This window comes from Streptomyces sp. AHA2 (assembly GCF_036857595.1).
Classification (GTDB): Bacteria; Actinomycetota; Actinomycetes; order Streptomycetales; family Streptomycetaceae; genus Streptomyces.
This window is the reverse complement of the sequence record NZ_JAUQWJ010000017.1, coordinates 67968-87929: the sequence shown is the minus strand read 5'-3', so window position 1 is coordinate 87929 and position 19962 is coordinate 67968. Positions and strand designations below refer to the sequence as shown.

Genomic DNA, 19962 nt, shown 5'->3' with positions numbered 1-19962 from the left:
GGTGCCGGCGGTGGGGCGCGGCCCACGGGGCGGGGCGTCACCGGCGCTCGCGGGCGTGGTGGGCGATGTGACGCAGGGCGTGGGCGAAGTCCTCGGCGACCCGGCGCACGGTGTCGGTGGCGTGCAGGGCCGGCCGGTGGTGCCAGGTGAAGGACAGTCGGCCGCGCTGGACCGCGCCGACGATCTCCAGCGGGTGTGAGCCGCTGTCGCGCGGGTCGTGGTGGCGGCCGAACGAGCCGTGTTCGGCGCGGACGAGGCCGTCGCCGGGCATCTCCGGGCGGGCGTCCCACTGTCCGAGGTAGTTGAAGACGACCTGTCCGTGCGCGGCGCGACCGAGGCGTTCGCGCACCTCGGGCGGGCCGAAGGTGCGCAGCGCGCCGAAGCCCAGGCCGTTGCCGGGTACGGCGCGCAGCTGGCGGCGTACCGACTTCACCAGGGTCCGCCAGTCGCGGCCGGGACCGAGATCGGCGGGTTCGGGGATCTGGAGGGCGACGGGGTGGACGGTGGTGAACCAGCCGACCGTGCGTGTCAGATCGACGTCGTCGAGGACGTCCTCACGGCCGTGTCCCTCCAGGTCCAGGCGGACCTCCTCGCGGCCGGTCCAGCGGGCCAGGGCGAGGGCGAGTGCGGTGAGCAGCACGTCGTTGACGCGGGTGCGGTAGGCGGTGGGCGCGGCGCGCAGCAGCGCCTCGGTGTCCGCTTCGTCCAGTTCGACGGTGAGCGCGTCGACGGCGCCCGTGTCGGGCCGGGCCGGTGTCTCGGCCGGGAGCGGTTCGGCGTTCACCGCCCTTTCCCAGTAGGGCAGTTCGTGGTCGAGGGCGCCGGCGGCGACGTGGGCGGCGAGGCCTCGGGCCCAGTCGCGGAACGAGGTGGTGCGTTCGCCCAGCGACACGGGTCCGCCCTGGGCGGCCTGCCGGTAGGCGGCCTCCAGGTCGTCGCGCAGGATGCGCCAGGAGACGGCGTCCACGACCAGGTGGTGGGCGACCAGGAGGAGGAAGTCGGGCCGGTCTGCGGCGCCGGTGAACAGGGCGGCCCGCAGCAGCGGCCCGCGTGCGAGGTCGAAGCCGGTGTGCAGGTCGTCCGCGGCCTTCTCCATCGCCGCGTCGGCGTCGGTGGGGGTCAGTCCGCCGAGGTCGTGGCGGGTCAGGAGCCCGTCACGGTCGGTGTCGGCCGCCGGCGGGTTGTACTGGCGCCAGCCGTCCCGGTCCGCGGTGAAGCGCATGCGCAGGGCGTCGTGGTGGTCGAGCAGCGCGTTGAGGGCCGTTTCCAGGGCGGTGATGTCCGGGCCGGGGCCGAGTTCCACCAGCAGGGACTGGTTGAAATGAGCGTGGTCGGCGCGCGGGCTGGTCAGGAACCATTCCTGGATGGGGGTGAGCGGGACCTCTCCGCTCACCGCTTCGTCCCCGGCGTGCCGGGGCGCGGCGGTGACCACGCCGGCCAGTTCGCCGAGCGTCTGGTGGGTGAACAGGTCACGGGTCGTCAGGTGCAGTCCGTCGCGCCGCAGCCGTGAGACGACCTGCATGCTGAGGATCGAGTCACCGCCCAGGTGGAAGAAGTTGTCGTGCGCCCCGACCTCGGCCACGCCGAGGACGTCGGCCCAGATGCGGGCGATGCGGCGTTCGGTGTCGGTGCGCGGTGGCGTGTGCGGTCCGGTGGCGGTGTGGGTGGGCCCGGGTTCGGGAAGCGCGCTGCGGTCGGTCTTGCCGTTCGGGGTGAGCGGCAGCCGTGCCAGCGGCACGAACGCCGAGGGGATCATGTGCGGCGGGAGCAACCCCGCGAGGTGGTCCCGCAGTTCGGGCACCGGCAGTGCCTCCGGGCTCGTGTCCGCGGGGACGACGTGGGCGACCAGCCGGGCGCCGGAGCGGCCGTCGGGGTCGCTGCCGCCGCCGCGTACGGTGACCACCGCGTCGCGCACCAGCGGGCTGTCGCGCAGTGCGCTCTCGATCTCTCCGGGTTCGATGCGGAAGCCGCGCAGTTTGACCTGGGCGTCGGCGCGTCCGGCGAAGCGCAGTTCGCCGCTCGCGTCCCAGCGGGCGAGGTCGCCGGTGCGGTACATGCGCTCCCCGGGGGCGCCGAACGGGTCGGCGACGAAGCGGGAGGCGGTCAGGCCGGGCCGGTCGAGGTAGCCGCGGGCCAGTCCCGGTCCGGACACGTAGAGGTCGCCGGTGACGCCGGGCGGGACGGGGCGCAGCGCGGAGTCGAGGACGTGGACGCGGGTGGCACCGGCCGGGCGTCCGATGGGCGGGGCGCCCGTGCCCGGGGTGAGCGGGCCCGTCCAGGTGGCGACGACGGTGGCCTCGGTCGGACCGTACGAGTTGATCATCCGCCGGCCGGGGGCCCAGCGTTCGACGAGGTGGGCGGGGCAGGTCTCGGCGCCGACGATGAGGGTGCGCAGCTCCGGCAGGGTGTCGGCCAGCTCCGGATCGACCGTCGCGAGGGCGGCGGGCGGGATCAGGGTGTGGCTGACCCGCCGTTCGGCGAGGGCCTGGGCGAGGCGCTCGCCGACGAGGGGCCCTTCCTCCCCGGTGAGGAGGGTGGCGCCGCTGAGCAGCGACACGCACAGCTCCAGGACCGAGGCGTCGAAGCTGGGGGAGGCGAACTGCAGGACGCGGTCTCCGGGGCCCGCGTCGTAGCGGTCGGCGGCCGCCGCGGCGAAGGCGGCGAGGCCGCGGTGCGTGACCGTGACGCCCTTCGGGGTGCCGGTGGAGCCGGACGTGTAGATCACGTACGCGGGGTGGTCCACGGTCAGCGGGGCCGTGCGGTCGGCGTCCGTGGGCGCGGTGTCCGGGCCGTCCGCGTGCCATACGGCGGCGGGGTCGTCGAGGACGAGCCGGGCGCCGGCGTCGCGCAGCATGAACTCCCGGCGCTGCTGCGGGTAGTCCGGGTCGACGGGCAGGAACGCGCCGCCGGCCTTGGTCACGGCGAGCTGTGCCACGACCGTCTCGGCACTGCGGGGCAGGGCCAGCGCCACGATCCGCTCGGGTCCCACGTCCTGGGCGATGAGGCGGTGCGCCAGCCGGTTGGCGACGCGATCGACCTGCGCGTACGTCAGCTCCCGGCCGTCGGCGTCGGCCAGGGCCACGGCGTCGGGGGTGTGGGCGGCCTGTCGTTCGAACAGCTCGGGCAGGGTCGCCGCCGGGACCGGCCGGGCGGTGCCGCGTCCCTGGTCGAGCACGGCCTTGAGGGTCTCGTCCGTGGCGAGGGGCAGGGCGCCCAGGGGCCGGTCGGGGTCGTCGGCGACGGCCGTCAGCAGGGTGCCGAGCTGGTCGGCCATGCGTTCGGCGGTGACCGCGTCGAACAGGTCGGTGTTGTAGGTGAGCACTCCGTGCAGCTCGCCCGTGCCGGTCTCGGCGAACTCCAGGGTGAGGTCGAACGCGGCGTGCCGCAGCTCGGTGTCGACGTCGGTGACCTCGAGCCCGGGCAGGTCGAGGGCGGCGGCCGGAGCGTTCTGGAGGACCACCATGACCTGGAACAGCGGGGTGCGGCTGGTGTCGCGGACCGGCTGCACCTCGTCCACCACCTGCTCGAACGGCGCCTCCTGGTGGGCGAAGGCGTCCAGGACGGTCTCGCGGACCTCGCCGAGGAACTCGGGGAAGGGGCGGTCGGGTTCGACGCGCGAGCGCAGCACGAGGGTGTTGACGAAGAACCCGACGAGGTGCTGGACCTCGGCGCGGTCGCGGCCCGAGGTGACCGTGCCCACGGTGATGTCCTCCCCGCCCGTCAGGCGGGCCAGGTAGGCCTGGGCTGTGGCGACCAGCGTGGTGAACAGGGTGGCCTGCCGGTCGCGGCCCACCCGGGCGAGGCGGCGGGTCGTGTCGCGGGGCAGGGCGAGCCGTACGGAGGCGCCGTGGTGGGTGCGCACCGCCGGGCGGGGCCGGTCGGTGGGCAGATCCAGCGTCTCCAGCCCGGCCAGGTGCTCCTTCCAGTACGCGAGGTGGTCGCCGGTGCCGCACCCGCGCTGCCAGTGGGCGTAGTCGGCGTACTGCACCGGCAGCGGCGGCAACGCACCTTTCTCGGTACCGAGTTCGGCGCGGTAGAAGTGGGCGAGGTCGCCGGTGAGCACGCCGGTGGACCAGCCGTCGGTGACGATGTGGTGCAGGGTCAACGTCAGGATGTGCTCGTCGTCCGCGAACCTGATCAGCCCGGTGTGCAGGAGCGGGCCCTGCCGCAGGTCGAAGGTGCGGGCGCGTTCGGCGTCCAGCAGGTTCGCGAGCCGGGCGTCGCGTTCGCTGCCCGAGAGCGCCGACAGGTCGTGCAGGGTCAGCGGCACGTCGGCGGCCGGGTGGACGATCTGCACGCCGTGGCCGTCGACCGCGTCGAAGGTGGTGCGCAGCGCTTCGTGCCGCTCGACCAGGGCCCGCAGGGCCCCGGTGAGTGCGGGTACGTCGAGCCGGCCGCGCAGCCGCAGGGCCAGCGCGGTGACGTACTCGCCGCTGCCCGGCGCGAACTCTTCCAGGAACCACAGCCGTTGCTGGGCGTACGACATGGGGGCGGGCGTGTCGCGGGTGACCGGGACGATCCCGGCGGGCGCGGTGTCGCCGGGGCGTTCCTCGGTCAGCAGGGCGGCGAGAGCCTCGGGGGTCGGGTGGGTGAACACCGCACGCGGGGACAGCTCGGTGGCGAACGCCTCGGACAGGCGGACGGCCAGCCGGATGCTGAGGATGGAGTCACCGCCCAGCTGGAAGAAGTCGTCCCGCACGCCGGGGTGCGGCACGGAGAGGACGTCGGCGAAGATCTCCACCGTGCGGCGCTCGGCGTCGGTGCGCGGTTCGGCCGGCGTGTCCGGGGATGCGCCGGTCACGGGCTCGGGTGCGGGAAGCGCCGCCCGGTCGACCTTGCCGTTGCGGCTGAGCGGCAGCGCGGGCAGGACGACGAACGCGGACGGCACGAGGTAGTCCGGCAGGGAGCGCCGGGCGAACTCCCGCACGGCCGCGACGTCGTCGGTGCCGACCACGTAGGCCACCAGGCGGCGACTGCCGGGCCGGTCCTCGCGGGCCAGCACCGTCACGTCGGTGACGCCGGGGTGCGCCGCCAGGACCGCCTCGACCTCGCCGGGTTCGACGCGGAAGCCGCGGATCTTCACCTGGTCGTCGGCGCGGCCCAGGAACTCCACGGTGCCGTCGGGGCGGCGGCGGGCCAGGTCGCCGGTGCGGTACATGCGGCTGCCGGGCGGGCCGGCCGGGTCGGCCAGGAAGCGGGCCGCGGTGTCGCCGGGGCGGCCCAGGTAGCCGCGGGCGACGCCCTCGCCGGCGAGGTACAACTCACCCGAGCAGCCCGGCGGTACGGGCCGCAGCCGGCCGTCGAGGACATGGACGCGCATGTCGTCGAGCGGGTGGCCGATGGGCACGGTGTCGGGGACCGCTGTCGCGTCGCTGAGGGCGAACGACGTCGCGAACGTCGTCGTCTCGGTGGGGCCGTAGCCGTCCACGACGGTCAGGCCGGGGCAGGCGGCCAGGACACGGCGTACGGCCGCGGAGGGCACGACGTCACCGCCGGTCCACACCTGGCGCAGACCGGTGAAGCAGTCCGGTGCGTCCTGTGCCAGCAGCCGGAAGAGCCCGGCGGTCAGCCACAGCGCGCTCAGTCCGGTGTCGCGGACCAGGTGCCGCAGCAGCGCGGCGTCCAGCGGCCGCGCGGGTGCCACGACGACACAGCCGCCGGTGAGCAGCGGCGCCCACACCTCGAAGGTGGCGGCGTCGAAGGCCACCGGGGAGTGCAGCAGCACCCGTTCGCACACACCGCCGGTGAAGCGGCTGTCGGTGGCGAGGGCGGCCACGTCGCGGTGGCGTACGGCGACCGGCTTGGGTTCGCCCGTGGACCCGGAGGTGAACATCACGTACGCGAGCCGGTCGGGGTCCGCCGGTGCGGCGACCGGCGCGCCCGGCACGGGGGCGCGTGCGGCGGTGACGTCCGCGGCGGTCAGCCGGGCCGTGGCGCCCGCGCGTTCGATCAGCGCGCGGCGCCGGTCCTCGGGGGCGCGGGCGTCCACGGGCACGTAGGCGCCGCCCGCCTTGAGGACGGCGAGCTGGGCGACGACGAGTGCGGCGCCGCGGTCCATCAGAAGGGCCACCCGGTCCTCGGCCCGCAGTCCGTCGGCGAGGATCCGGGAGGCCACCGCGTCGGACCAGGCGTCGAGCTGACGGTAGGTCAGCTCCGTGTCGCCGTCGCGCAGCGCGGGCGCCTCGGGGGCACGGCGGGCCTGCTCGGCGAACAGGTCGACGGGGCTGCCCGGCACCGCCCGGCGGGCTGCGGTGTTCCACCGCTGGAGCAGGGCGTGGTCGTCCTCGGTCAGCGCCTCCGGGCCGGTGACGTCGGCGTCCGTCTCCAGGCCGTCGGCGAGGGCGCGCAGGACGACCGTGAGGCGGTCGGCGAGGCGGTCGGCGGTGTCCGCGTCGAACAGGGCGGCGTCGTAGGCGAGGTCGATGCCGAGCCGGTCGCCGAGGTGGGCGCGCAGGCACAGCGGGAAGGTGGGCGCGTCCTCGGCGCGCACCTCCTCGACCCGCACGCCCGTGCGGGCCGTTGCGGACTCGTCGACGGGGTAGTTCTCGAACACCACCATGCTGTCGAACAGCGCCTCGCCGGCCGGGGTCTCGCTCAGCGCCTGGATGCGGGGCAGGGCGAGGAAGTCGAAGCGCCGGGTGTCGCTCTGGCGCTCCTGCACCTCGCGCAGCCAGGACGCCGCTCCCCCGCCCGCGACGCGGACGCGGGTGGGCACGGTGTTGATGAACATGCCGATCATGGACTCCACGCCGGGCAGTTCGGCGGGGCGTCCGGAGACGGTGGTGCCGAACACGACGTCGTCGCGGCCGCTGTGGCGGGCCAGCAGCAACGCCCAGGCGCCTTCCACCACGGTGTTCACGGTGAGCCCGGACCGGGCGGCGCTCCGCCGCAGCCGGGCCGACAGGTCCTCGTCCAGCCGCCGGCTCGTGAGGGCGGCGGCGCGGGCGCGGTGCTCCTCGGCCGGCGTGCGGTCGTAGGGCAGCGGGGTGCGGTCCGTGAACCCGGCGAGGGTCTCGGCCCAGTGGGCCTCGGCGGCGGTCTCGTCCTGGTCGTGGAGCCAGCGCAGGAAGTCGGCGAACGGGCGCCTGACCGGTGCGGGGGCGGCTCGGCCTCCGGTGAGGGCGGCGTAGCGCTCGCAGACCTCGGTGAGGAGCTGTCCGGTGCTCCAGCCGTCCAGGATCAGGTGGTGGGAGGACCACAGCAGCAGGATCTCGTCGCCGGGCAGCGCGGCCAGGGTGATGCGGGTCAGCGGCGCGGTGGTGAGGTCCATGCCCGCCGCCCGGTCGGCGGCCAGCAGTTCCTCGGTGGCCGCCGTGCGCTCCTCTGGCGTGAGGCCTCGCCAGTCCAGGTGGGTGACGGGCAGCTCCACCCGTCGGTGCACGACCTGCACGGGATGCGGCAGGCCCTGCCAGTGGACGCTGGTGCGCAGGGCTTCGGTGCGGTCGGCGACCTGCTGCCAGGCGGCGGCGAAGCCCCGCGGGTCGCTCACCCCGCACAGGCGGACGGCCACGCGGTCCGCGTAGGCGCCCGCCGTGTCGACCAGTCCGTGGAAGAGCATGCCGGCCTGCAGCGGTGTCAGCGGCAGCACGTCGGCCACGTGCCGGCCGTCGCCCACGAGGCGGTCCAGCTCCGTCTGGCCGAGCCCGGCCAGCGGGAAGTCCGACGGGGTGCGTCCGCCCGCGTCCGGACGGGCGCAGTGGGCCGCGATCTCGCGCAGCGCCGCGCACATCTGCTCGGCGAGCGCGCGGACGGTGGACTCGTCGTAGACGGCCGGCGGATAGGTCCAGCCGAGTTCGAGCCGGCCGTTCTGCACCACGCCGGTGATGTCCAGCAGGTAGGGGCGGGGGGCGTCGGGGTCGGTGTCGGAGCCGGCCGGGGGCAGGGCGGCGCCGTACAGGCCGCTGCCGCCGCCGTCGGCGTCCCACCGGCCGTGGTAGTTGAAGCCGATCTGGGGCGCCGGGGCGGCGGCCAGGGGGCTGTCGGGGAGCAGGTGGCGCAGCGCGCCGTGGCTCAGCCCGTGCAGGGGCACCGCGCGCAGTTGCTCTTTGACCGAGCGCAGGGTGTCGTGCCAGCCGGCGTCGGGGGCGACGGTCAGCGCTAGGGGGAACTCGGCGGTGAACCAGCCGACGGTCCGGGACAGGTCCAGGTCGTCGAAGAGGTCCTCGCGGCCGTGGCCCTCCACGCCGACGAGTACGCTCTCGCGCCCGCACCAGCGGGCCAGGGTGCGGCCGAGGGCGCTGAGCAGGACGTCGTTGACCTGGGTGCGGTAGACCTCCGGGACCTGGCGCAGCAGGGCCTCGGTGGTCTCCGGCTCCAGTTCCACGGTGACCGTGGCGGCGGTGCCGTGGGTGTTGGGGCCGGGCCGGCCGGCGGGCAGGTCGGCGGGGGCCTGCGCGGTGCGCCGCCAGTGGCCGAGGTCGCCGTCCAGGGCGCCGGAGCGCGTGTGGGCCTCCAGCCGGGCCGCCCAGTGGCCGTACGCGGTGGTGGCCGGGGGCAGCTCGACGGGGTGTCCGGCGGCGGCCTGCCGGTGGGCGGTCTCCAGATCGGCCAGCATGATCCGCCAGGAGACGCCGTCGACGGCCAAGTGGTGGACGGTGAACAGCAGGTGGGCGGGGAGGTGCGGGCCGCGGTCGAGAACCAGGACGCGGGCCGTCCGGCCTTCGGTGGGGTCGAGGGCGGCGCGGGCCTCGTCCGCGAGGCGGGCCGTCTCGGCCTCCAGGGCGAGGCCGTCCAGGCCGGTCAGGTCGTGGTGGGTGACGATGCCGTCCGCGGGAGCGGGCAGGACCTCCTGGCGCCAGCCGTCCTCGGTGCGGCGGAAGCGGGTGCGCAGCGCAGGGTGGTGGCGTACGAGGGCGTCCACGGCGGTGCGCAGGGCCGGCAGGTCTGTTCCGGGGGCCAGTTCGAGGCGCTGCGACATGGTGAAGCGCAGCGGATCGCCGGGACGGCGGCCGTCGAGGTACCAGCGCTGGATGGGCGTGAGCGGTGCCTCTGTCGGGGCGGTCGTGTCGGCGGTGACCGGCGCCGACTCGGTGACGCGCAGGGCCAGTTCGGCGACGGTCTGGTGGCGGAAGACGTCCTTGGTGGTCAGCGCGAGCCCGGCCTGGCGGGCCCGGGAGACGATCTGGATGCTGAGGATCGAGTCGCCGCCGAGCGCGAAGAAGTTGTCGCGCGCGCCCACCCGTTCGACGCGCAGGACGTCGGCCCAGATGGCGGCCAACGTCTGCTCGGTGCCGGGGCGGGGAGCCACGTGGGCGGCGGTGGTGTCGGGTTGCGCGGGCGGGGCGGGCAGGGCGCGCCGGTCGGTCTTGCCGCTGGTGGTGCGCGGGATCCGGGTGAGCGGGACGAACGCCGCCGGAACCATGTGGTCCGGCAGGGTGCGGCGCAGCGCGAGGCGCAGCTCGTCGGCGGTGGGGGCGGTGTCCCCGGCGGGCAACAGGTACGCCACGAGCATCAGCCGGCCCGCGTGCTCGCGTGCCGTGACGACGGCGTCGGCCACGTCCGGGTGGGCGAGCAGCGCGGCCTCGACCTCGCCGGGCTCGATGCGGAACCCGCGGATCTTGATCTGTTCGTCGGCGCGGCCCAGGAACTCCAGCACGCCGTGCTCGTCGCGGCGGGCGCGGTCGCCGGTGCGGTACATGCGCTCCCCCGGCGCGCCGAACGGGTCGGCGAGGAACCGTCCGGCGGTCAGGCCGGGGCGGCCCAGGTAGCCGCGGGCGACCTGCGCGCCGGCGAGGTACAGCTCGCCGGGCGTGCCGGGCGGCACGGGACGCAGGGCGCCGTCGAGGACGTAGGCGCGCAGGTTCGCGCCGGGCCGTCCGATGACCGGCCGGTCGGGGCGGTCGGTGACGCGCCCGTAGGTGGCGTCGACGGTGCACTCGGTGGGGCCGTACATGTTGTAGGCGGTGACGCCGAGTTCGGCGGCGGCGCACAGCTCGCGCCAGGTGTCGGGGCCGGTCGCCTCGCCGCCGACGAGCAGGACGCGGGGGTGGTGGTGCCCGGGTGCGAGGAGCCCGGCGGTGAGGAGTTCGCGCAGGAAGGACGGGGTGACGTTGACCAGGTCCAGGCGTCGTTCGGTGATCTGCGCGCAGAACGCCTCGGGGTCCAGGCGCACGTCGTCGTCGACGAGGTGGACCTCCTGGCCGAGGGCGAGCAGCAGCGGCCCCTCCCAGGAGGTGTCGAAGGAGAACGAGGCGCTGAGCGCGGCGCGCAGCCGCTCTCCGTCCGCGGTGTGCGGGGCGACGAGCCCTTCGCGGTGGTCGTGGCAGAGGTTGACCAGGTGGCGGTGTTCCACGACGACGCCCTTGGGGCGGCCGGTGGAGCCGGAGGTGTAGACGATGTAGGCGGCGTGGTCCGGGCGGAGCGGGGCCGGGCGGTCGCGGTCGGTGGGATCGTGGGCGGGCAGCCGGTCCCACGGGGTGTCGCGCAGCGCGTCGGCGGTGAGGACGGTGTGCGGGGCGGCGTCCGCGAGGAGCCCGGCGGCGCGTTCGGCGGGCAGGCCGGGGTCGAGGTAGAGCAGGGTGCCGCCGGTCTTGGCGACGGCGAGGACCGCGACCATCAGCTCGGAGGTGCGCGGCAGCCGGACGGCGACCACCCGCTCGGGGCCGGCGCCCAGGGCCAGCAGGTGGTGGGCGAGCCGGTTCGCGCGCTCGTTCAGGGCGGCGAAGTCGAGGGTGGCGTCCCGGGCCACCAGCGCGGTGGCGTGCGGGGTGCGGGCGGCCTGCGCCTCGAACAGGGCGGGGAAGGTGGTGTCCGGGACGGTCAGGTGCGCTCCCTGCCCGTCGTGCAGCACCCGCCGCCGTTCCTCGGTGGTCATCAGCTCCAGCGCCCGCACGTCGCGGTCCGGGTCCCGCACCGCCGCCTCCAGCAGCAGCCGCAGGCGGGCGGCCAGGCCGCGGACGGTGTCCTCGTCGAACAGGCCGGTGTCGTACTCCAGGTGGCCGGTGACGCCGCCGTCGCCCTCGACGAAGTCGAAGGCCAGGTCGAAGGTGGCGTGCCGGACCGGCGGCAGGACCGGTTCGGCCTCCAGGCCCGGCAGCGCGGGCGCCTCGGCACCCAGGTTGTGCAGGGCGACCATGACCTGGAACAGGGGGGTGCGGCTGGTGTCCCGTTCGGGCTGGAGGGCGTCCACCAGCCGCTCGAAGGGCACGTCCTGGTGGGCGAACGCGTCCAGGACGGTGCCGCGCACCCGCTCCAGCAGCGCGCGGAACGACGTGCCGGGCCGGACCTCGTTGCGCAGCACCAGGGTGTTGACGAACATGCCGATGACGTCGTGCAGTTCGGGCCGCTCCCGGCCCGCGGTGACGGTGCCGACGGCGAAGTCGTCCTGGTCGGCCCAGCGGGACAGCAGAACCGTGCACGCGGTCAGCAGGGTCATGTAGAGGGTGGCGTCGGCCTCCCGGCCCCGCTCGCGCAGCCGGCCGGTCAGCTCGGCGGGCAGGGTGAAGGTCACGAGCGCGCCGTCGCGGGTGCGTACGGCGGGGCGCGGCCGGTCCGTCGGCAGCTCCAGCGGCGGGACGCCTTCCAGCTTCTCGCGCCAGTGGGCGAGTTGCCGTTCGACCTGGCCGGTGCGGGCGCGCTGCCAGGCGGCGTGGTCGGCGTACCGGACGGGCAGCGCCGGGAGTTCGGGGCGGCGGCCTTCGCGGGCGGCGGCGTACAGCTCGCCCAGGTCCCGGCCGAGGACGCCGAGCGACCAGCCGTCGGTGACGATGTGGTGGACGGCGAGGGCCAGGACGTGCTCGCCGTCCGCCGTGCGGGCGAGACGGGCGCGCAGCAGCGGCCCGGCCGCCAGATCGAAGGGCGCGGCGGCCTCGCGCTCCAGCAGCTCCTCCAGCGCGGCGCGCGGGTCGGGGGCGGCGGTGAGGTCGTCCACCGTGAGGGCGGCCGGGTGCGGTGGGTGCACCACCTGCCGGGGTTGTCCGTCCTGTTCGGTGAAGGTGGTGCGCAGGGCCTCGTGGCGGGCGACGAGACCGTCCAGGGCGGTGCGCAGGGCCCGCTCGTCGAGAGCGCCGCGCAGGCGCAGCACGGACAGCGTCGTGTACTCGGTGCTGCCGGGCTCGAACCGGTCGAGGAACCACAGGCGTTGCTGGGCGTACGACAGCGGAGCCGGGGTGTCCGGGGCGGTCACCGGGATCGCGTCGGCGGGCGGGGCGGAGACGGCGGCGGCCGGTTCGCCCAGTTCGGCGGCGAGTGCGGACACCGTGCTGTGGGTGAACAGCAGCCGCGGGGAGACGTCGGGCCCGAACGCGGCACGCAGCCGGGCGGTGACGCGGACGGCGAGGATGGAGTCGCCGCCGAGCGCGAAGAAGTCGTCCCCCGCGTGCACCTCGTCGACCCCGAGCACGTCCGACCAGGCCGCGGCGACGGCCCGTTCGGCGGGGGTGCGGGGTGCGGTCCGGCCCGTGTCGGCGGCGTAGCCGTCCGCCGTGGGGGCGGGCAGGGCGCGCCGGTCGAGTTTGCCGTTGACCGTGAGCGGGAGGGCGTCCATCGGCACGTAGGCGGCGGGCACCATGTGGGCGGGCAGCAGCCGCTCCAGGTGGGCGCGCAGCTCGGCCGCCGGGGGTGTCGCACCGCCGGTGCCGACGACGTGCGCCACCAGCCGGCGGGTGCCGGAGGCGTCCTCGAACACGCCGACGGCGGCTTCGGCCACACCGGGGTGGGCGTGCAGGGCGGCCTCGATTTCACCGGGCTCGATGCGGTAGCCGCGGATCTTCACCTGGGCGTCCGCGCGGCCCAGGTACTCCAGGGTGCCGTCGGGCCGCCACTTCGCCCGGTCGCCGGTGCGGTACATGCGGGTGCCGGCCGGGCCGAACGGGTCGGCGAGGAACCGGGTGGCGGTCAGGCCGGGGCGGCCCAGGTAGCCGCGGGCCAGGCCCTCCCCCGCCACGTACAGTTCGCCGGTCGCGCCCGAGGGCAGGGGTGCCAGGTCCGCGTCGAGCACGTAGACCCGCAGGTCGGGTATGCCGGCGCCGATGGGGCTGGCGGGGCCGTGCGCGGCGGTGGCGGGGTCGAGCGGGGCGTGGGTGACGTGCACGGTGGTCTCGGTGATGCCGTACATGTTCACCAGGCGCGGCGCGTCCGCCGGGTGGCGGGCCCACCAGTCGGCGAGCCGGCCGACGTCGAGGGCCTCGCCGCCGAAGATGACGGTGCGCAGGGCGAGGCGGGCACCGGTCTCGGGGTGCTCGGCGTCGGCGCGGACGAGCGGGTAGAAGGCGGACGGCGTCTGGTTGAGGACGGTGACCCCTTCCTCGGCCAGCAGCCGCAGGAAGTCCTCCGGGGAGCGGGCGGTCTCGTCGGGCACGACGACGAGCCGGCCGCCGTGCAGCAGCGGGCCCCACAGCTCCCACACGGAGAAGTCGAACGCGTAGGAGTGGAACAGCGTCCACACGTCGTCCGGGCCGAAGGCGAACCAGGGGCGGGTGCGGGTGAACAGCCGCACCACGTTGGCGTGCGGGATCACCACGCCCTTGGGGCGGCCGGTGGAGCCGGAGGTGTAGATGGCGTAGGCGGGGCTCTCCGGCAGGGGGCGGCGGGCCGGGGCGGGTCCGCCGGCCGGGCGCCGGGCGAGGTCGGCCTCCTCGTCCGGGGCGTCGAGGAGGACGACGGGCACAGCGGTGCCGTCGACGCGGGCCGCGGTGTCGCGGGTGGTCACCAGGGTGACCGGGGTGGCGTCGGTGAGGAGGTGGGTGATGCGTTCGGCGGGCGAGTTCGGGTCGATGGGCAGGTAGGCCGCGCCGGTCTTCAGCACGGCCAGGATCGCGACGACCTGGTCGGTGGAGCGGGGCAGGGCGAGGGCGACGAACCGCTCGGGTCCGGCGCCGAGTTCGGCCAGCCGGTGGGCGAGGCGGCCGGCGCGGGCGTCGAGGGTCGCGTAGTCCAGGTGCTCGGCGCCGCAGGTGACGGCGGTGTTGCCGGGGGTGCGGGCGGCCTGCGCCTCGAACAGGTCGACCAGGGTCTCGGCGGGCCGGCCGGACTCGGTGCCGTTCCAGTCGGTGAGGATGCGCTGCCGCTCCCCGGCCGTCGTCCAGGCCAGGGCGCGCAGCGGCCGGTCGGTGCCGTCGGCCAGCCCGGTGAGGAGCAGGCACAGCCGGCCGGCGAGCGCGCGGACGGTCTCCGGGTCGAACAGGTCCGGGTCGTAGGCCAGGTCGAAGCCGAGGCATTCGCCGTGGTAGGCGCGCAGGACCAGCGGGTAGTTGGTGGCGTCGCGGGAGGTCACCTCCGCCAGGCGGATTCCGGATCCGGCGGTGCGGGCCTCGTCGAAGGGGTAGTTCTCGAAGGCGACCATGCTGTGGAAGAGCGGGCTGCCGGACGGCACGTCGCTGAGCTGGGTCAGCTCGGCGAGCGAGGCGGCCGCGAACCGTCTCGACTCGGCCTGGGCGTCCTGCAGTTCGCGCAGCCAGTCCCCGGCGGGACGCGTGGCGTCCACGCGGACGCGGGTGGGGACGGTGTTGATGAACATGCCGACCATCGACTCGGCGCCGGGCAGGTCGTCGGGCCGCCCGGAGACGGTGGTGCCGAACAGCACGTCGTCCTGGGCGGCGTAGCGGGACAGCAGCAGCGCCCAGGCGCCCTGGACGACCGTGTTGAGGGTGAGTCCGGCGTCGCGGGCGGTGCGTGCGAGGCGGGCCGACGCCTCCGCGTCCAGGCCGTCCGTGTGCACCCCGGCGGAGCGGGCCCGGTGGGCCTCGCGCAGGGGGCGGTCGGTGGGCAGCGGGGTGGGTTCGGCGAAGCCGGCCAGGACGCCCTGCCAGTGGGCGCGGGTGGCGTCGGGGTCCTGGTCGGCGAGCCAGCGCACGTAGTCGCCGAAGGGGCGGCGCAGCGGCGGGCGAAATTCGGTGCCCGCGGTGAGCGCCGCGTACTCCTCGCACACCTCGGTCAGCACCTGGGCCAGGCTCCAGCCGTCCAGGATCAGGTGGTGGGACGTCCACAGCAGGTGCAGCCGGGTGTCGGGCAGCCGGACCAGGGTGAGCCGCATCAGCGGCGCGGCGGCGAGGTCGATGCCCCGCGCGAGGTCGTCGGCGCGCAGCCGGGCCAGGCGCTCGGCGCGTTCCGCCTCGTCCAGGTCGCGCCAGTCGAGGTGGGTGACCGGCACCCGTACGTCGCGGCGCACGACCTGGAGGGGCACGGGGACGTCCTCCCAGACCACGCAGGCGCGCAGGGCCGGGGTGCGGTCGGTGACGTGCTGCCAGGCGGCGGCGAGGGCGTGCGGGTCGGTGACGCCCTCCAGCAGCAGGCCCGCCTGGTCGACGTAGACGTCGTCGGGGCCGCCGACCAGCCGGTGGAAGAGCATGCCCTCCTGCAGGGGGGTGAGCGGCAGGACGTCCTCCACGTTCCGGCCGTCGCCGACGAGGCGGTCCAGGCGCTCCTGGTGGAGGCGGGCCAGCGGGAAGTCGGAAGGGGTGCGGCCGCCCGCGCCGGGGCGGGCGCAGTGCTCGGTGATCGCGGCGAGCGCGTCGGTCATGCCGTCGGCGAGGGCGCGCACGGTGGCCTCGTCGTGCACCTGGTCGCTGTAGTGCCAGGTGAGGTGCAGTTCGCCGTCGGAGACCACGGCGGAGACGTCCAGCAGGTGGTCCAGCGGCGCGTCGGGGGCGATGTCGCGGCCGGGGGCCTGGCCCGCCGGGGCGAAGCCGCCGCCGTCGGCGGCCTCCCACTGGCCGTGGTAGTTGAAGCTGATCTGCGGCAGCGGCACGTCCCGCAGGGCGCGGGCGGCCGGGTCGGGCGAGCCGAGTCGGGCCAGCGCCTCGTGGCTCAGGCCGTGCCGGGGCACGGACCGCAGCCGCTCCTTCACCGCCTTCAGGGTGGCGCCCCAGTCGGGCGCCCCGGGGGGTCCGGCGGGCGCGAGGGTGACGGGGTACTGGGCGGTGAACCAGCCCACCGTGCGGGACAGGTCCAGCGTGTCGTCCTCGCGGCCGTGGCCCTCCAGCAGGACGGTCACCCGCTCGGCGCCCGTCCAGTCGGCGAGGACCCGGCTCAGCGCGCCGAGCAGCACGTCGTTGACCTGGGTGCGGTAGACGGCGGGCACCCGGCGCAGCAGTGCCTCGGTGGTGGCGCGGTCCACGCAGGTGCCGAGGGTGCGGACCGATCCGGCCAGCGGGGTGCCCGGGCGGTCCACGGGCAGCGGGGTGCGGGGCTCGGCGGCCTCGGCCGTCCAGTGCGGCAGGTCGGCGTCGAGGTCGCCGTCGCGCACCCGGCGGGCGAGGTGCGCGGCCCAGTCGGTGAACGGCGTGGCGACGGGCTCCAGCCGGACCGCCTGTCCCCCGGCCGCCTGCCGGTAGGCCTCGGCGAGGTCGGCGAGCAGGATGCGCCAGGAGACGCTGTCCACCGCCAAGTGGTGTGCCGTGACGAAGAGTTGGGGTCGCTCGCCGGTGCGGGTGAACAGGGCGGCGCGCAGCAGGGCGCCGGTTGCCGGGTCGAGTGCGGCGCGGGCGGCCTCGGCGGCCCGTTCGCGCTCGGCCGCCGGGTCGGCGGCGCCGGAGAGGTCGTACCGGGTGAGCAGCCCGGTGGCCGGGCCCTCGCCGGGGTGCTGGCGCCAGGCGTCCCCCGAGCGGGCGAAGCGGGTGCGCAGCGCCGGGTGGTGGGCGGCCAGCGCCTCCAGGGCCCGCTCCAGGGCGGGCTCGTCCAGGTCGTGCGGCAGGTCCAGCAGCATCGACATGGTGAAGTGCCGCAGCGGGCCGTGGGTGGCGAAGAACCACTCCTGCACGGGGGTCAGCGGCGCCGGCCCCTCCTCGGCGGGGAGCCGGAGCGCGGGCACCCGCTCGGTGCGCACGGAGGCGGCGGCGGCGAGGTCGGCGACGGTCTGGTGGCGGAAGACGTCCCGCGAGGTCAGGTGCAGTCCGGCCGCGCGGGCGCGGGAGACGGCCTGGATGCTGAGGATGGAGTCGCCGCCCAGCTCGAAGAAGTTGTCCGTCACGCCGACCCGGCGCGCGCCCAGCACCTCGGCCCAGATGCGGGCGAGGGTCTCCTCCTCGGGGCTGCGCGGGGCGACGAACTCCCGTTCCCGCTCGGCGCCTTCGAGGTCGGGGGCGGGCAGGGCCCGCCGGTCGACCTTGCCGCTGACGGTCATCGGCAGGGCGTCGAGCACGGTGTAGGAGGACGGCACCATGTGGTCGGGCAGCACCTGCCGCAGGGCCGTCCGCACCTCGCCCGGGGCGGGCGGCGCGTCGGGGTCGGCGGGGACGAGGTAGGCGGCGAGCCGGACGTGGCCGTGCGGATCGGTGACGGCGACGACCGCGGCGGCGGCGACCTCGGGCAGGTCGGTCAGGGCCGCCTCCACCTCGCCGGGCTCGATGCGGTGGCCGCGCACCTTGACCTGGTCGTCGGCCCGACCCAGGTAGTCCAGGCGTCCGTCGGCGCTCCAGCGGGCCAGGTCGCCGGTGCGGTACATGCGGGTGCCGGGCGGGCCGAACGGGTCCGGCAGGAACCGCGCGGCCGTCAGTCCCGGCCGCCCGTTGTAGCCGCGTGCCAGTTGGACACCGGCCAGGTACAGCTCGCCGCCGACGCCGGGCGGCACGGGGCGGAGCCGGTCGTCGAGGACGTAGGCGCGCACGTTGGGCAGCGGCCGGCCCACGGTCGGCCGGCCGTCGCCCTCGATCCGGCAGGCGAGTGCGTCGACGGTGCACTCGGTGGGCCCGTAGAAGTTGTACGCGGCCACGTCCCGCCGGGCGGCCAGCTCCCGCCACAGGGCGGGGCCGACGGCCTCGCCGCCGAGCATGAGGACGCGCGGGGTGTGACGCGGGTCGGTGAGCAGGCCGGCGGGCAGCAGCTGGCGCAGGTAGGTGGGGGTGAGGTCGAGGAAGTCGATGCGGTGCTCGACCACGTACTCGACCAGCGCGGCGGCGTCCAGCCGGGTCGACTCGTCGACCAGGTGCAGCGGGTGGCCGTCGGCCATCAGCAGCACGCCCTCCAGCGAGGTGTCGAAGGAGAACGACGCGGTGAGCGCCACGCGCAGCGGCCCGCCGCCGGCCTCGGCGACGAAGCCCTCGCGGTGGCCCGCGAGGAGGTTGGCAGCGGACCGGTGCGTCACGGCGACGCCCTTGGGGCGGCCGGTGGAGCCGGACGTGTAGATGACGTAGGCGGTGGTGTCGGGGTGCGGCGGCACCAGCGTGCCGCCGGGGGTGTCGCCGGCCTCGCGCAGCGCGGCCTCGTCGAGGACGAGCGCGGGGCGCGCGTCGTCCAGCAGGAACCGGACCCGGTCCTCGGGCAGCGCCGGGTCCAGGGGCAGGTAACCGGCGCCGGCCTTCCAGACGGCGAGGATCGCCACGATCATGTCGGCGGTGCGCGGCAGTCGCAGGGCGACCAGGCGCTCGGGTCCGGCTCCCCGCGCCACCAGGTGGCGGGCCAGGCGGTCGGCGTCGGCGTCGAGCGTCGCATAGTCCAGGCGTAGGTCACCGGCGACGAGGGCGGTGGCGTGCGGGGTGCGGGCCGCCTGCCGGGCGAACAGCTCGGGCAGGGTCTCCTCGGGCACCGGGCGCGCGGTGGCGTTCCAGTCCCGCGTCACCTGCCGCTCCTGCTCGGGCGAGAGCAGGGGCAGGGCGCCGAGCGGCCGGTCGGGCTCGGTGGCGGCGCCCTCCAGCGTGCGCAGCAGCTGGTCCGCCATGCGCTCGGCGGTGGCCGCGTCGAACAGGTCGGTGCGGTACTCCAGCAGCCCGGTCAGCCCGTCCCCGTCGGGCACGAACTCCACGCTCAGGTCGAACGTGGCGGCCCGCCGCGGCACGGCGACCGGGGAGGCGGTCAGGCCGTGCGGGTCGGGTGCGGCGGGCGGCGCCGGGTGCAGCAGGACCATCACGTCGAACAGGGGGTTGCGGCCCGCCTCGCGGGTCGCGCCGACGGCCTCGACCAGCCGCTCGAACGGTGTGTCGCCGTGGGCGAAGGCGTCGTTGACGGTGTCCGCGGCGGCGGTGAGCAGCTCCCGGAAGGAGCCGCTGGTCTCGACGCGGGTGCGCAGCGCGACGGTGTTGACGAAGAACCCGACGGCCCGCTCCAGGTCGGTGCGGCCGCGCCCTGGGGTGAGCGAGCCGACGGTGATGTCGTCCTGACCGGACCAGCGGGCCAGCAGGGCCTGGCAGGCGGCGACCAGCGCGGTGAACAGGGTGGTGTGCCGGTCGGCCGCGAGCTGCCTCAGCCGGGCCGTGGTGGCGGCGGGAACGGTGAAGGTGTGCACCGCGCCCGCACCCGACTCCTCGCCGCGGCGCGGCCGGTCCAGCGGCAGTTCGGGGGCGACCGCGCCGGACAGTCTCTCCTTCCAGTGCGCCAGGTGGCGTTCCAGCCGGGCGCCGGAGAGCTGCTCGCGCTGCCAGACGGCGAAGTCCGGGTACTGCGTGGCCACCGGCGCGAGGCCGGGCCGCGTGCCCTGGGCGAGGGTGTCGTAGGCGGTGCACAGTTCGTCCAGCACGACGCCCATGGACCAGCCGTCGGTGACGATGTGGTGCGCCGTCAGCAGCAGGACGTGCGTGTCGGGCGCCTCCCGCAGCAGCAGGGCGCGCAGCAGCGGTCCCGTCTCCAGGTCGAAGGGCCGCTCGTACTCGGCCAGCAGGGCCGCTTCCGGGTCGGCCCCCGCCTCGCCCGTGAGGTCCCGCACGGGCAGCGGCAGCGGCGCGGCGGGGCGCACGGTCTGCGCCGGGGTGCCGTCGTGCTCCTCGAACGTGGTGCGCAGCGCCTCGTGCCGCGCCACCACGTGCTCCAGTGCGGCGGCCAGGGCGGTGTGGTCGAGGGCGCCGGTCAGGCGCAGCGCCACGGCGCTGTTGTAGCGCGGGTCGCCGGGGCGCAGCCGGTCCAGGAACCACAGGCGCTGCTGGGCGAAGGACAGCGGCAGCGGCCGGGTGCGGTCGGCGCGCGGGATGGCCTGCCGGGCGGTGCCGGGTGCGCCCGCGGCGGCCCGTCCGGCCAGCCGGCGGCGGAGTGCTTCCTGGAGGTCCTGCGGGAGGGCCTCGGCACGGTTTCGCTTCGAAGACGTCATGGTCGTCCGGT

General features: G+C 75.8%; 1 protein-coding gene. It reads right to left on the bottom strand.

Annotated features, from left to right (window positions below):
- Positions 1-37: 37 nt before the first annotated feature.
- The gene (locus tag Q5694_RS27090; RefSeq protein ID WP_333936002.1) at positions 38-19951 is read right to left on the bottom strand and encodes a non-ribosomal peptide synthase/polyketide synthase; all 19914 of its coding nucleotides are present in this window, start codon (positions 19949-19951) and stop codon (positions 38-40) included.
- Between the last annotated feature and the right edge of the window lie 11 nt (positions 19952-19962).

Excerpts from the sequence above, each read along its gene's own strand:
- Q5694_RS27090 (WP_333936002.1), bottom strand. The coding sequence starts at position 19,951 with ATGACGTCTTCGAAGCGAAACCGTGCCGAGGCCCTCCCGCAGGACCTC.